Source organism: Streptomyces sp. NBC_01237, assembly GCF_035917275.1.
GTDB lineage: Bacteria > Actinomycetota > Actinomycetes > Streptomycetales > Streptomycetaceae > Streptomyces.
This window is the reverse complement of record NZ_CP108508.1, coordinates 1,071,540-1,084,279: the sequence shown is the minus strand read 5'-3', so window position 1 is coordinate 1,084,279 and position 12,740 is coordinate 1,071,540. Positions and strand designations below refer to the sequence as shown.

At 71.0% G+C, this 12,740-nt stretch carries 13 protein-coding genes; 10 read left to right on the top strand and 3 right to left on the bottom strand.

All coding sequences use genetic code 11. The features are described from left to right. The first annotated feature begins 17 nt into the window (after window positions 1-17). The 3 genes from OG251_RS04850 (at window position 18) to OG251_RS04840 (ending at window position 2,082) form a co-directional block, all read left to right on the top strand. Window positions 18-785: an SDR family oxidoreductase gene (locus OG251_RS04850; protein WP_326675906.1), complete on the top strand. Its 768-nt coding sequence runs from the start codon at window positions 18-20 to the stop codon at window positions 783-785. After that, the gene (locus OG251_RS04845) at window positions 764-1,843 is read left to right on the top strand and encodes a threonine aldolase family protein (RefSeq protein ID WP_326675904.1); all 1,080 of its coding nucleotides are present in this window, start codon (window positions 764-766) and stop codon (window positions 1,841-1,843) included. Before OG251_RS04850 ends, OG251_RS04845 begins: the two co-directional genes overlap by 22 nt. Window positions 1,844-1,947: 104 nt before the next feature. Next, window positions 1,948-2,082 carry a hypothetical protein gene (locus tag OG251_RS04840; protein ID WP_326675902.1) on the top strand — a complete coding sequence of 45 codons (135 nt, stop codon included), beginning with the start codon at window positions 1,948-1,950 and terminating at the stop codon, window positions 2,080-2,082. A 32-nt stretch (window positions 2,083-2,114) separates the two neighbouring features. Here OG251_RS04840 and OG251_RS04835 read toward each other — a convergent pair whose 3' ends face one another. After that, window positions 2,115-2,837 carry a lysophospholipid acyltransferase family protein gene (locus tag OG251_RS04835; protein WP_326675900.1) on the bottom strand — a complete coding sequence of 241 codons (723 nt, stop codon included), beginning with the start codon at window positions 2,835-2,837 and terminating at the stop codon, window positions 2,115-2,117. 218 nt (window positions 2,838-3,055) lie between these two features. On the opposite strand from OG251_RS04835, the gene OG251_RS04830 reads away from it, so the two are divergent. From OG251_RS04830 to OG251_RS04810, 5 genes are all read left to right on the top strand, one after another. Beyond that, the gene (locus OG251_RS04830; RefSeq protein ID WP_326675898.1) at window positions 3,056-3,382 is read left to right on the top strand and encodes a TlpA family protein disulfide reductase; all 327 of its coding nucleotides are present in this window, start codon (window positions 3,056-3,058) and stop codon (window positions 3,380-3,382) included. A gap of 243 nt (window positions 3,383-3,625) precedes the next feature. Continuing rightward, window positions 3,626-4,132 (top strand): flavin reductase family protein, encoded by a 507-nt coding sequence (locus tag OG251_RS04825; protein ID WP_326675897.1) that lies wholly within the window; start codon window positions 3,626-3,628, stop codon window positions 4,130-4,132. Window positions 4,133-4,332: 200 nt separating this feature from the next. Further along, entirely contained in the window at window positions 4,333-5,118 is a 786-nt protein-coding gene (locus tag OG251_RS04820) for an electron transfer flavoprotein subunit beta/FixA family protein (protein ID WP_326675895.1), read from the top strand. A 78-nt stretch (window positions 5,119-5,196) separates the two neighbouring features. Next, window positions 5,197-6,159 (top strand): electron transfer flavoprotein subunit alpha/FixB family protein, encoded by a 963-nt coding sequence (locus OG251_RS04815; RefSeq protein WP_326675893.1) that lies wholly within the window; start codon window positions 5,197-5,199, stop codon window positions 6,157-6,159. Window positions 6,160-6,356: 197 nt separating this feature from the next. Then, complete coding sequence (locus OG251_RS04810) at window positions 6,357-7,655, top strand: DUF6986 family protein (RefSeq protein WP_326675892.1); 1,299 nt, start codon at window positions 6,357-6,359, stop codon at window positions 7,653-7,655. 90 nt (window positions 7,656-7,745) lie between these two features. On the opposite strand, the gene OG251_RS04805 is transcribed toward OG251_RS04810, so the two are convergent. Then, complete coding sequence (locus OG251_RS04805) at window positions 7,746-8,774, bottom strand: LacI family DNA-binding transcriptional regulator (protein WP_073724429.1); 1,029 nt, start codon at window positions 8,772-8,774, stop codon at window positions 7,746-7,748. A 195-nt stretch (window positions 8,775-8,969) separates the two neighbouring features. Here OG251_RS04805 and OG251_RS04800 point away from each other — a divergent pair, with 195 nt between their 5' ends. Both OG251_RS04800 and OG251_RS04795 read left to right on the top strand, forming a co-directional pair. Next, a complete protein-coding gene (locus OG251_RS04800) occupies window positions 8,970-9,917 on the top strand; it encodes an ROK family protein (protein WP_326675889.1) in 948 nt (315 codons plus the stop codon). Window positions 9,918-10,149: 232 nt separating this feature from the next. Further along, complete coding sequence (locus tag OG251_RS04795) at window positions 10,150-11,187, top strand: NUDIX hydrolase (RefSeq protein WP_326675888.1); 1,038 nt, start codon at window positions 10,150-10,152, stop codon at window positions 11,185-11,187. A gap of 108 nt (window positions 11,188-11,295) precedes the next feature. Here OG251_RS04795 and OG251_RS04790 read toward each other — a convergent pair whose 3' ends face one another. Then, on the bottom strand, window positions 11,296-12,660 hold the full coding sequence (locus tag OG251_RS04790; RefSeq protein WP_326675886.1) for a dipeptidase: 1,365 nt from the start codon (window positions 12,658-12,660) through the stop codon (window positions 11,296-11,298). Between the last annotated feature and the right edge of the window lie 80 nt (window positions 12,661-12,740).

The window sequence follows — 12,740 nt, the reverse complement described above, 5'->3', positions numbered from 1 at the left end:
CCGAGGAGGCGGTGGCCATGAACGGAACCGGTAGGGCCAATGGGAGCGGTGCGCTCGAAGGCGCCGTGGTCGCGGTGGCCGGAGCGGCGGGACCCGCGGGCCGGGCGACGCTGCTGCGGCTCGCCGAGGCGGGCGCGACCGTCGTCGCGTCCGACGCCCACCCCGAGCGGCTCGCCGAGGCGGTCGACGCGGCGAGGTACGCCCACGGCGGCGCGACCGTCACCGGCGACACCGTGGATCTGCTCGACCTGGCCGCAGCCCGGGAGTGGGCGGCCAGGACCGAGAAGGAGTTCGGCCGGATCGACGGCCTGGTCCACCTCGTCGGCGGCTGGCGCGGCAGCGCCTCCTTCGGTGAGACCGAGCTGGCCGACTGGGACGTGCTGGAAAAGCTCCTGATCCGCACGGTCCAGTCCACCTCGCTCGCCTTCCATGAAGGGCTGCAGCGCAGCGACCGGGGCCGCTACGTGCTGATCAGCGCGGCCGGGGCGAGCAAGCCCACCGCGGGCAACGCCGCCTACGCGTCGGCCAAGGCCGCGGCCGAGGCATGGACGCTCGCGCTGGGCGACGCCTTCCGCAGGGCGGGGGGCGACGAGGGGCCGAAGACCGCGGCTGCGATCCTGGTCATCAAGGCACTGGTGCACGACGCGATGCGCGCCGAGCGCCCGAATGCGAAGTTCGCGGGCTACACCGACGTCAAGGAGCTGGCCGAGGCCATCGCCGGCGTCTGGGACAAGCCCGCCGCAGAAGTGAACGGAAAGCGCCTGTGGCTGACCCCGCAACCGTAAGGACCGACGCTCGACGTCATCACGACCCGCAGGTGCGCGGCTTCGCCAGCGACAACTACGCGGGCGCGCACCCGGAGGTCATGGCGGCCCTCGCCCTCGCCAACGGCGGCCACCAGGTCGCCTACGGCGAGGACGACTACACCGGCCATCTCCAGCGGGTCATGCACAGCCACTTCGGGGCCACCGCCGAAGCGTTCCCGGTCTTCAACGGCACCGGAGCCAACGTCGTCGCCCTCCAGGCGCTGACCGACCGCTGGGGCGCCGTGATCTGCGCCGAGTCCGCGCACATCAACGTGGACGAGGGCGGCGCCCCGGAACGGATGGGCGGCCTGAAGCTGCTCACCGTGCCGACCCCGGACGGCAAGCTGACACCCGAGCTCATCGACCGGCAGGCGTTCGGCTGGGACGACGAGCACCGGGCGATGCCGCAGGTCGTCTCGATCACCCAGAACACCGAGCTGGGCACGGTCTACACGCCGGACGAGATCCGCGCGATCTGCGACCACGCCCATGAGCGCGGCATGAAGGTGCACCTCGACGGCGCCCGGATAGCCAACGCCGCCGCGTCGCTGGACGTACCGATGCGTACGTTCACCAACACCGTCGGCGTCGATGTGCTGTCCTTCGGCGGCACGAAGAACGGTGCCCTCTTCGGCGAGGCCGTCGTCGTGCTCAACCCCGACTCGGTCCGTGCGATGAAGCACCTGCGCAAGCTGTCGATGCAGCTCGCCTCCAAGATGCGCTTCGTCTCCGTGCAACTGGAGGCGCTGCTCGCGCGTGACCTCTGGCTGCGCAACGCCCGCCACGCCAACGCGATGGCGCAGCGGCTCGCCGACGGGGTCAGGACGGTCGACGGGGTGGAGATCCTGTATCCCGTCCAGGCCAACGCCGTCTTCGCGCGGCTGCCGCACGACGTCAGCGAGCGGCTGCAGAAGCGCTTCCGGTTCTACTTCTGGGACGAGACCGCCGGTGACGTCCGGTGGATGTGCGCCTTCGACACCACCGAGGACGACGTCGACGCGTTCCTGCAGGCGCTCAAGGAAGAGATGGCGAAGTAGCACCCCCGCCCCTCACGCACACCCGGGTTCGTAGGGATATGCGGCCGACCGGAGATCAGTTGATCTCCGGTCGGCCGCATGCGTGCGTTTCCGGGCAGGAACTGATGCGGCACGTCCCGCCGGTCTTTGCCCTCGCCCCCGCGCCGACCGGCGAGCTCGAAGCCGCAGGCGCCGAACTCGCCGAGCCGCTGGACAGGCCGGGCCCCGGTGCGTGGATCACCGTCCACGCGCCGGAGTGACGTTTCCCCCGCCGGGGCCGCGCCGGGCCGGGTCAGCCGAGCTCGCGCACCTCGGCGGGCGTCGGAGCCGTACCGCCGAGATGGGCGGGTACCCACCAGGTGTCGCTCGCGTCCTTCGGGCGCACCGGATAGGCCCGCTGCGCCGCTTCGAGGAGCTCCTGGACCCGCTCGCGCAGCCGTCGGGTGATCGCACCGGCGTACTGGTCGGCGGGCGCCTCCATCGGCTCCCCGACCCGGATGGTGACCGGGATGTGGCTGCGCCGGAAATTGCGCGGCCGTCCCTTGGTCCAGAGCCGCTGTGTACCCCACAGGGCCATCGGGATCAGCGGTACGCCGGCTTCCTGGGCCAGCCGTGCGGCGCCCGACTTGAAGCTCTTGAGCGTGAACGACTGCGAGATGGTCGCCTCGGGGAACACACCGACGATCTCACCGGACCGCAGCGATTCGAGCGCGTGCGCGTACGCGTCCTCACCCTGGTTCCGGTCGACCGGGATGTGCTTCATCCCGCGCATCAGCGGGCCGGAGATCCGGTGCCGGAAGACCGATTCCTTCGCCATGAACCGGACGAGCCGCTTCTGCGGCAGGGCGCCGAGACCCGTGAAGATGAAGTCCAGATAGCTGATGTGATTGCTGACCAGTACCGCACCGCCGGTCTTCGGGATGTGCTCCGAACCCTGAGTGTCGATCTTCAGGTCCAGCGCCTTGAACAAAGTGCGAGCGGCGCCGATGACCGGCCGATAGACGAGTTCTGCCATCTGGAGAAGACCCTTCTTCAGCGCCTGAGGAGGGTTCTCCCGGCGGAAGTTACGCAGCCGTAGGTTTTCGGCATTGTGGCGATGGTGCCCCATGCGCGACGTGGTGGCCAGTCCCGGCGGGTGCGGGGCGCGAGATTCTCGTCACGTGAGAAGAGCGGGAATGTCCTGCCGCCGGCCGGTGCTGAGTCTTTGCGTAGAGCTCTGACAGGAGGCCGGAAGTGGACGTGCAGGCAGGCAGCGACAGGCTCGACGCGTCCCAACTCGGCGCGGAACTGGGGGATCGGGCCACCCTCGTCCAGTTCTCCAGCGCCTTCTGCCAGCCCTGCCGGGCCACCCGCCGCACGCTCGCGGAGGTGGCCGGAATGGTCGAGGGGGTCGCCCACATCGAGATCGACGCGGAGGCGCATCTCACTCTCGTGAGGCAGCTGGACATCAGCAGTACGCCGACCGTCCTGGTGCTCGACGCGCACGGAGAGGTCGTCCGCCGGGCCACCGGGCAGCCACGCACCGTCGACGTGGTGGCGGCACTGGGCCGGGCCATGTGAGAGAGGGACAGGGATGCGGAGCCATTGTTGCGTGGGGAGGGCACATGACGGACCGTGAGGCATCTCCCACATTGCGGAACGCCCTTGACCTCAGCCATCCGCATCGTCAGTCTGACGCTATGCCGCCAGAACTCCTTCTCTACGGGCGGGTCCATGTGGACCTCGCACGCAACGCGAGTGCGCGCTGTCCGGGTGCCTGAGCAACCACGGTCATGTACGCCACTCCCGCAGAAGGACACCTCCATGACGGCCACACCCGATCTCGCCACCGCCCGGACGGCTTCGCCCGGCCTTCTCCGCTCCGTCTTCAGGCAGCACGCCGCAGGCGTCGCCGTGATCACCGCGGCCGGTGACGGCCCGGTCGGCTTCACCGCCACCTCGCTCAACTCCGTCGCCGCCGAGCCGCCGCTCATCTCGTTCGGTGTGGGTACCTCCTCCTCCAGCTGGCCGGTGATCGCCGACGCCGAGCACATCGGAGTCCACATACTCGGCGAGCACCAGGAGGAGCTGGCCGCCAGGTTCGCCCGCAGTGGCGCCGACCGGTTCGGCCCGGCGACGGACTGGCGTGAGGGCCCCGAGGGCGTACCGCTTCTGGACGGGGTGCCGGCCTGGCTGGTCTGCCGCGTGGTGGACCGTATTCCGGCGGGGGACCACCGCATCGTCATCGCCCAAGCCGTGGTCGGCGATCCGGCCGGAGGCGGCCGTCCGCTGGTCTACCACCAGGGGCGATTCACGGCTCTGCGAGACTGAGGGCACCAGGCGGCGCAGGGGCCGACCACGTTGGCAAGGTCACAGTGCGGAGCGCTTGCCCATGAGTGAACCTCTGGGTGTACTGGCGAGTAATATTTCGTTCGGAGCGTCGGTCGCCCCGACCGGAAACCGCCCCATAAGGCGCCTATGCTGCGTGCAACAAGGCAGCCCGGAAATGACGATGCAGTAGGAGAGCCGGCGTGAGCTTGAGGATCGTTGTCTGTGTGAAGTATGTGCCCGACGCGACCGGTGACCGGCGTTTCGCCGATGACCTGACGGTGGACCGTGAGGATGTCGATGGTCTGTTGTCGGAGCTGGACGAGTATGCGGTCGAGCAGGCGTTGCGGATCGCGGACGGGGTGGACGGGGCTGAGGTGACCGTGCTGACGGTGGGTCCCGAGGACGCGAAGGACGCGTTGCGCAAGGCGTTGTCGATGGGTGCGGACAAGGCTGTGCATGTGGAGGACGACGGTCTGCACGGTTCGGATGCGATGGGGACGTCGCTGGTGCTGGCGAAGGCGGTCGGGGGTGCCGGGTTCGATCTGGTGATCTGCGGGATGGCGTCGACGGACGGCACGATGGGTGTGCTGCCGGCGTTGCTCGCGGAGCGGCTGGGGGTGGCTCAGGTGTCGTTGCTGTCGGAGGTGTCGGTGGCCGGTGGTGTGGTGACGGGGCGGCGGGACGGTGACACGGCCAGTGAGGTGCTGGAGGCGTCGTTGCCGGCGGTGGTGTCGGTGACGGACCAGTCGGGCGAGGCGCGGTATCCGTCGTTCAAGGGGATCATGGCGGCGAAGAAGAAGCCGGTCGAGTCGCTGGATCTGGATGATCTGGGGATCGATGCGGGTGAGGTCGGTCTGGCGGGTGCGTGGACGGTGGTGGACGCGGTGGCCGAGCGTCCGGCGCGTACGGCGGGCACGATCGTGAAGGACGAGGGCGAGGGCGGCAGGCGGCTGGCCGAGTTCCTCGCGGGCCAGAAGTTCATCTGAGGCCCGCGTTCCGGGTCCGCTGTTCCGTTCAGTTCGTGATTGCCCTTTTCGTTTCGTTTCGCAGGAGATTGAAGTCCCATGGCTGAAGTTCTTGTCTATGTCGATCATGTGGACGGTGCCGTCCGCAAGCCCACGCTGGAGCTGCTGACGCTGGCGCGGCGTCTGGGTGATCCGGTGGCTGTCGCGGTGGGTGCCGGTGCGCGGGAGACGGCCGGTGTGCTGGGTTCGCACGGTGCGGTGCGGGTGCTGGCGGTGGAGGGGCCGGAGTTCGCGGAGTATCTGGTGGTGCCGAAGGTCGATGCGCTGCGGGCGGCGTTCGACGCGGTGTCGCCGGTCGCGGTGCTGCTTCCGTCGTCGGCGGAGACGAAGGAGATCGCGGCGCGTCTGGCGGTGCGGACGGGTTCGGGGATCATCACGGACGCGGTGGATGTGGAGGCGGGCGAGTCGGGTCCCGTCGCGACGCAGTCCGCGTTCGCGGCGTCGTTCACGACGCGGTCGCGGGTGGTGCGGGGTGTCGCGGTGATCACGGTGAAGCCGAACTCGGCGCCGGTGGAGCCGGCCGGGGCCGCGGGTGCCCTGGAGGACCTCGCGGTGGTGTTCTCGGGTACGGAGAACGCGGCGCGGGTCGTGTCGCGTACGCCGCGTGAGTCGACGGGCCGTCCGGAGCTGACCGAGGCCGCGATCGTGGTGTCGGGCGGGCGCGGGGTCAACGGTGCGGAGAACTTCCCGCTGATCGAGGCGCTCGCGGACTCCCTGGGCGCGGCGGTCGGTGCCTCGCGTGCCGCGGTCGACGCCGGGTGGTACCCGCACTCCAGCCAGGTCGGGCAGACCGGCAAGTCGGTCTCCCCTCAGCTGTACATCGCGTCCGGGATCTCCGGCGCGATCCAGCACCGGGCCGGGATGCAGACGTCCAAGACGATCGTCGCGATCAACAAGGACGCCGAGGCCCCGATCTTCGACCTCGTCGACTACGGCGTCGTCGGCGACCTCTTCGACGTCGTCCCCCAGCTCACCGAAGAGATCAACACCCGCAAGAGCTGACCCCCACACAGCACAACACACAACACGCAACACACAGCGCGCGGGCGCACCACCCCCGGGGCCGCACGGTGAAACCCACCGCGCGGCCCCGACCCATTACCGGACACCATTGACGCAGGTACGACGGCCTTATAACTTCACTATACGGATTGTTGATTCCGAGAAGCGGAAAAAGCGAGAGCGTGGAGGGTACGGGAATGGGTCAGCAGGAGAAGGTGGCAACGAGCCTCGCCGGGACGGTCGGCGAGCACATCAGCGCCTCCCTCGCGGCGGTGGACGCCGAACTCGCCCGCCGCTACCCGGGAGACCCCGGCACCCGCCAGCCCGTGCACACCGTCTACGTACCCGGCGACGTGTTCGCCGCCGACACCATCCGCTCCTGGGGCGACCGGGCGCTGGAGGCCCTCGACACGCACGCCCCCGACGCCGCCTCCTTCGCCACGGCCCTCGGCATCCCCGAGGAACTGGCCGGGCCCGTCCATGACCGCGTACGCGCCAAGCTGGAGCGCGAGCCCGTCGAGGACCTGCGCATCGACTTCGAGGACGGCTACGGCCCGCGCTCCGACGCCGAGGAGGACGAGGCGGCGGCCCGCGCCGCCCTGCTCGTCTCGCAGGCGTACGGGGACGGCACCTCGGCCCCGTACATGGGTATCCGGATGAAGTGCATGGAGGCCGCCGTACGCGATCGCGGAATCCGCACCACGGATGTCTTCCTCACCGGCCTGATGCGGGCCGGCGGGCTGCCCGACGGGCTCGTGCTGACCCTGCCCAAGGTGACGTACCCCGAGCAGGTCACCGCCTTCGTCCAGCTGCTCGAAGCCTTCGAGAAGGCCCATGGGCTCGACGCCGGGCGGATCGGCTTCGAGATCCAGATCGAGACCAGCCAGTCGATCCTCGCGGCGGACGGCACCGCCGCCGTGGCCCGCATGATCGACGCCGCCCGGGGGCGGGCGACCGGTCTGCACTACGGGACCTTCGACTACAGCGCCTGCGTCGGTGTCAGTCCCGCCTACCAGGCCAGTGACCATCCGGCCGCCGACCACGCCAAGGCCGTCATGCAGGTCGCCGCGGCGGGTACCGGCGTACGCGTCTGTGACGGTTCCACCAACGTCCTGCCCGTCGGCCCCACCTCCCGGGTCCACGAGGCGTGGCGGCTCCACTACGGACTCACCCGCCGCGCCCTGGCCCGCGCCTACTACCAGGGCTGGGACATGCACCCGGGCCACCTGCCCACCCGGTACGCGGCCGTCTACACCTTCTACCGCGAGGGTCTGGAACAGGCGGCGGGCCGTCTCGCGGCGTACGTCGCCAAGGCGGGCGGCGACGTCATGGACGAACCGGCCACCGCCAAGGCCCTCAGCGGCTATCTGCTCCGCGGCATCGACTGCGGCGCCCTGGACACCGCCGAGGTCGCCCGTCTCACCGGGCTCACCCGCGCGGACCTCGACGCGTTCGCCTCGCCTCGCCGCGGCGGGCTGACGGTCACCGCCCCGTAGCGGTCCCGGCGCGGTCGCTCCCACGGCCGCGCCGGTGCCGACGGCGACGCGCGTACGGGCGACGGGCCGCCCGCATGCCGTCGGACGGCATCAGGCGGGCGGGCGTTCGCCCGACCCGCGCGCGATGAGCGTCGTCGGGAGTTCCACCCGTACCGGGGCGTGGTCGACGCCGTCCAGGCGGCGGAACAGATGCTCGGCGGCGGTGCGGCCGACCGCCGCCGCGTCCTGGGAGATGACGGTGATGCCGAGCAGATCGGCCAGCTCGATGTCATCGAAACCGACCAGGGCCACAGGGCGTTCCCGGTCCGCCAGGACGCGTACGACGGTCACCGTCACCCGGTTGTTCCCCGCGAACAGGGCGGTCACCGGCTCCGGGCCACGGAGCATCGACTCGGCGGCGTCCCGGACCCGGTCGGGGTCGGTGGAGCCGAGCGAGACCCAGGCGTCCTGGACCTCGATGCCCGCGTCCGTCATCGCCGCGTGGTAGCCGCGCAGTCGCTCGGTCGCGGTGTGGATGCGGGGCTGGTCACCGATGAAGCCGATCCTCCGGTGGCCGTGCGCGATCAGATGGGCGACGCCTTCGCGGGCGCCGCCGAAGCTGTCCGAAAGGACCATGTCGGCGTCGATCCGGCCCGCCGGGCGGTCCACGAAGACCGTGGCGATGCCCGCCTTGATCTCCGGCTCCAGATAGCGGTGGTCGTCCCCTGCGGGGATCACGATCAGACCGTCCACGCGGCGGGCGCACAGCGCGAGCACGAGTTCCTGTTCGCGCTCGGGGTCCTCGGCGCTCGAACCGTTGATCAGGAGCGCGCCGTGGGCACGGGCGACCTCCTCCACGGCGCGGCTCAGCGGGCCGTAGAACGGGTCGGCGAGGTCTTCCAGGACCAGGCCGATGGAAGCGGTGCGGCCCTTGCGCAGGACCCGTGCGCTGTCGTTGCGGCGGAAGCCGAGGGCATCGATCGCCTCCTGCACGCGGCGTTCGGTGTCGGGGGTGACGCCCGGTTCGCTGTTCACCACCCGCGAGACCGTCTTGAGGCCCACTCCGGCGCGGGCGGCCACGTCCTTCATGGTCGGCCGGTTGCCGTAGCGGGTCTCGGAATGACGGGTGGTCTCGGCCACGGTGCGCTGTCCTGTCGTCGGTACGGTCGGGTGTGAGAGGCTCCGGCGGGTCCCGCGAACGGTCCGGGAAGGCGCTGGAAGGCTGTGGCGTCGAGCATAGGCCCTGGACAACGTTGTCAGAAGAATGGAGACTGTGCAGACCATCGACTGAACTCGCAGGTCCCGCCCCCTCACTCACCCGGAGAGCCCACACCGATGCATACCGACCTCGTCGCCGCGCTCGACATCGGAGGCACCAAGATCGCCGGTGCGTTGGTGGACGGCGGAGGAACCCTGCTCGCGCGGGCGCAGCGGCCGACGCCCGCTCTGCGGGACGCCGAAACGGTCATGGAGGCCGTCGGCGACGTACTGAACGAGCTGATGGAGTCACCGCTGTGGGGCGGGGCGGGCTCCGTGGGCATCGGCAGCGCGGGCCCCGTGGATGCGTCGGCCGGCACGGTGAGCCCGGTCAACGTCCCGGCCTGGCGCGACTTTCCGCTGGTGGAGCGGGTGCGCAAGGCGACCGGTGGGTTGCCCGTGGCGCTGGTCGGCGACGGTGTGGCGATGACGGCGGCCGAGCACTGGCTCGGTGCGGCCCGCGGCTATGACAACGCGCTCTGCCTCGTGGTCTCGACGGGCGTCGGCGGTGGCCTGGTTCTCGGCGGCAGGCTGCACCCCGGTCCCACGGGCAACGCCGGGCACATCGGCCACCTCTGTGTGGAGCTGGACGGCGATCCGTGCCCGTGCGGCTCACGCGGGTGCGTCGAGCGCATAGCCAGTGGGCCGAACATCGCCCGACGGGCCCTCGACGGCGGCTGGCTCCCCGGCCCGGACGGCGATGCCACGGCCGCCGCCGTGGCCGCCGCCGCGCGCGCCGGGGACCCGGTCGCCGTCGCCTCGTACGAGCGCGCCGCCCAGGCGCTGGCCGCGGGAATCGCCGCGACCGCGACGCTCGTCGAGATCGACATCGCGGTGATCGGCGGGGGAGTGGCCGGTGCGGGCGAGGTGCTCTTCGCGCCGCTGCGCCGGTCCCTGCGCGACTACGCCACGCTCTCGTTCGTACGCCGCCTCACCGTGGCGCCTGCGGTGATGGGCACCGACGCGGGGCTGGTGGGAGCGGCGGCCGCCGCCGCCACGGCCGTGCGCCGGCCACAGGCCCTCTGAACTTCCGGGGGGTGCCCGGATCGTCAGGCCGGACACCCCCTGGACGGATCGTGTCGGCCGCGACGACCCCCGGCCGCCCGCCGTCACGGCTCCGCCACGCGGGGCCTCGTACAGTGGGCTGCCCGCCGACGGGCACCCGGCCGCCACTTCCCGGCAACAGCATCGCCACATCGGGGTTTCCGCGGCAGGGTGTTGCGGGCAAGCCACAGGGGGCTACGGAAGAGGGGGAACCGTGATCGTCTGGGTGAACGGTGCGTTCAGTGCGGGCAAGACGAGCGCCGCGTGCGAACTGATCGATCTGATCCCGAACAGCACGCTGTACGACCCCGAGCTGACCGGCGGCGGGCTGCGCGCCCTGCTGCCCCAGAAGAAGCTCGCCGAGGTGACCGACTTCCAGGACCTGCCGATCTGGCGGCGACTGGTGGTGGACACGGCGGCCGCGCTGCTCGCCGAGGTGCCGGGAGTGCTCGTGGTACCGATGACGCTCCTGCGCCAGGAATACCGCGACGAGATCTTCGGCGGGCTCGCCTCCCGGCGCATTCCCGTGCGCCATGTACTGCTCTCACCTGAGGAAACGATCCTTCGTGGCCGGATCGCGGGGCGGACGGAATTCCCGGACGACCCCGAACACAGCGAGCGGATCCGACGGTGGGCCTACGAGCACATCGACCCCTATCTGGCGGCCCTCGACTGGATCACGGCGGACGCCCACACCATCGACACCAGCACCCTCACTCCGCACGAGACGGCACAGCGGATCGCGGAGGCGGTGCGCAACGGGCAGGCCGAGGCGTGCGAGATAGTCCAGACTCCCGAACCGACCGCGGAGACGGTCGCCTCCGGGGTGCTGCTCTTCGACGAACAGGACCGCGTCCTGCTCGTCGACCCCACGTACAAGCCGGGCTGGGAGTTCCCCGGCGGAGTGGTGGAGGCGGGGGAGGCTCCGGCGCGGGCCGGGATGCGTGAGGTCGCCGAGGAGATAGGGCTCAGGCTCGACCGGGTACCGAAACTCCTGCTGGTCGACTGGGAGTCGCCGAAACCGCCCGGCTACGGCGGGCTGCGCTTCCTCTTCGACGGCGGGCTGCTGCGCAGCGAGGACGCCGCGAACCTGCTGCTGCCCGGCTCGGAGCTGCGCGGCTGGCGGTTCGTCACCGAGGCGGAGGCGGCGGCGATGCTGCCGCCCACCCGCTACGAGCGGCTGCGCTGGGCGCTGCGGGCGCGCGAACGGTCGACCGTGCTCAATCTGGAGGCCGGGGTGCCGGTGGGATGACGGACCGGGGCCCGCCCCCGCCCCGGCTCCTGCCCGGATCACCGGGCGACGGGGCAGGGCCGGGGGCGAAAGCCCACCGTCGGACCGGGCGCGATCCGACGCGGCGGACTAACCCTTCTTGGACTCCGCGTAGTTCCGCAGGAACAGCGCCTCGGCCACCGAGAGCCGCTCCAGTTCCTCGGGCGACACGCTCTCGTTCACCGCGTGGATCTGGGCCTCGGGCTCACTGAGACCGATCAGCAGGATCTCCGCCTCCGGGTACAGGTTCGCGAGTGTGTTGCACAGGGGGATCGAGCCGCCCATGCCGGAGGACTGCATCTCCTCGCCCGGGTACGCGACCCGCATGGCGTCCGCCATCGACGTGTACGCCGGGCTCGTGGTGTCCGCACGGAACGGCTGACCCTGGCCCACCTGCTCCACCGTCACCCGCGCCCCCCACGGGGCGTGCGACTCCAGGTGGGCGGTCAGCAGCTCGGTCGCCTTGACGGCGTCCTGGCCCGGCGGCACCCGCAGGCTGACCTGGGCCCGCGCGCTCGCCTGCAGGGACGGCGTCGCACCGACCACCGGCGGGCAGTCGATCCCGATGACGGTGACGGCGGGCCGGGCCCAGATCCGGTCCGCGACCGTCCCCGCGCCGATCAGCTCCACCCCGTCCAGGACCTTCGCGTCCTTGCGGAACTCCGCCTCCGGGTACTGCAGACCGTCCCACTCCGCGTCCGCGGTGAGACCGTCGACCGTCGTCGTGCCGTCCTCGGCGCGCAGCGAGGCCAGCAGCTGGATCATCGCGGCCAGCGCGTCCGGGGCCGCGCCGCCGAACTGCCCCGAGTGCAGGTTCCCTTCGAGCGTGTCGAGCTTCACCCGCAGCATCGTCATCCCGCGCAGCGTCGCGGTGACGGTCGGCAGGCCGACCCGGAAGTTTCCGGTGTCGCCGATGACGATCGTGTCGGCGGCCAGCAGCTCGGGGTGCGCCTCCGCGTACCGCTCCAGACCGCCGGTGCCCTGCTCCTCCGAACCCTCGGCGATCACCTTCACGGAGACCGGGACGCCGCCGTTCGCCTTCAGCGCGCGCAGCGCGAGCAGATGCATGATGAATCCGCCCTTGCAGTCGGCCGCGCCGCGGCCGAACCAGCGGCCGTCGCGCTCCGTCAGCTCGAACGGCGGGGACAGCCAGGCGGACTCGTCCAGCGGGGGCTGCACGTCGTAGTGCGCGTAGAGCAGTACGGTGGGCGCGTCGGCCGGGCCGGGCAGGAAGCCGTAGACGGACTGGGTGCCGTCGGGAGTGTCGAGCAGGGCCACGTCCTGGAAGCCCTCGGCGCGCAGTGCGTCGGCGACCCATCCGGCCGCCGCCTCGCACTCGCTCTTCGGGAACTGGGCGGGGTCCGCCACCGACTGGAAGGCCACCAGCTCGGCCAGCTCCGTCCTGGCGCGCGGCATCAGCGAGGCGACGGTCTCGGAAATCGGACGGGCGGTCATGGGCACGCTCCTCGTGGGTGCGACGTTATGTGTACGGCGCGTTGTGTACGCGGCCGTGGGCGACGCCTTTTGTCCGGCGT

Bases quoted from the DNA above. Each gene is read 5' to 3' on its own strand.
- OG251_RS04815 (WP_326675893.1), top strand. From the start codon at position 5,197: ATGGCTGAAGTTCTTGTCTATGTCGATCATGTGGACGGTGCCGTCCGC.
- OG251_RS04840 (WP_326675902.1), top strand. From the start codon at position 1,948: ATGCGGCACGTCCCGCCGGTCTTTGCCCTCGCCCCCGCGCCGACCGGC.
- OG251_RS04850 (WP_326675906.1), top strand. From the start codon at position 18: ATGAACGGAACCGGTAGGGCCAATGGGAGCGGTGCGCTCGAAGGCGCC.
- OG251_RS04825 (WP_326675897.1), top strand. From the start codon at position 3,626: ATGACGGCCACACCCGATCTCGCCACCGCCCGGACGGCTTCGCCCGGC.
- OG251_RS04800 (WP_326675889.1), top strand. From the start codon at position 8,970: ATGCATACCGACCTCGTCGCCGCGCTCGACATCGGAGGCACCAAGATC.
- OG251_RS04790 (WP_326675886.1), bottom strand. From the start codon at position 12,660: ATGACCGCCCGTCCGATTTCCGAGACCGTCGCCTCGCTGATGCCGCGC.
- OG251_RS04810 (WP_326675892.1), top strand. From the start codon at position 6,357: ATGGGTCAGCAGGAGAAGGTGGCAACGAGCCTCGCCGGGACGGTCGGC.
- OG251_RS04835 (WP_326675900.1), bottom strand. From the start codon at position 2,837: ATGGCAGAACTCGTCTATCGGCCGGTCATCGGCGCCGCTCGCACTTTG.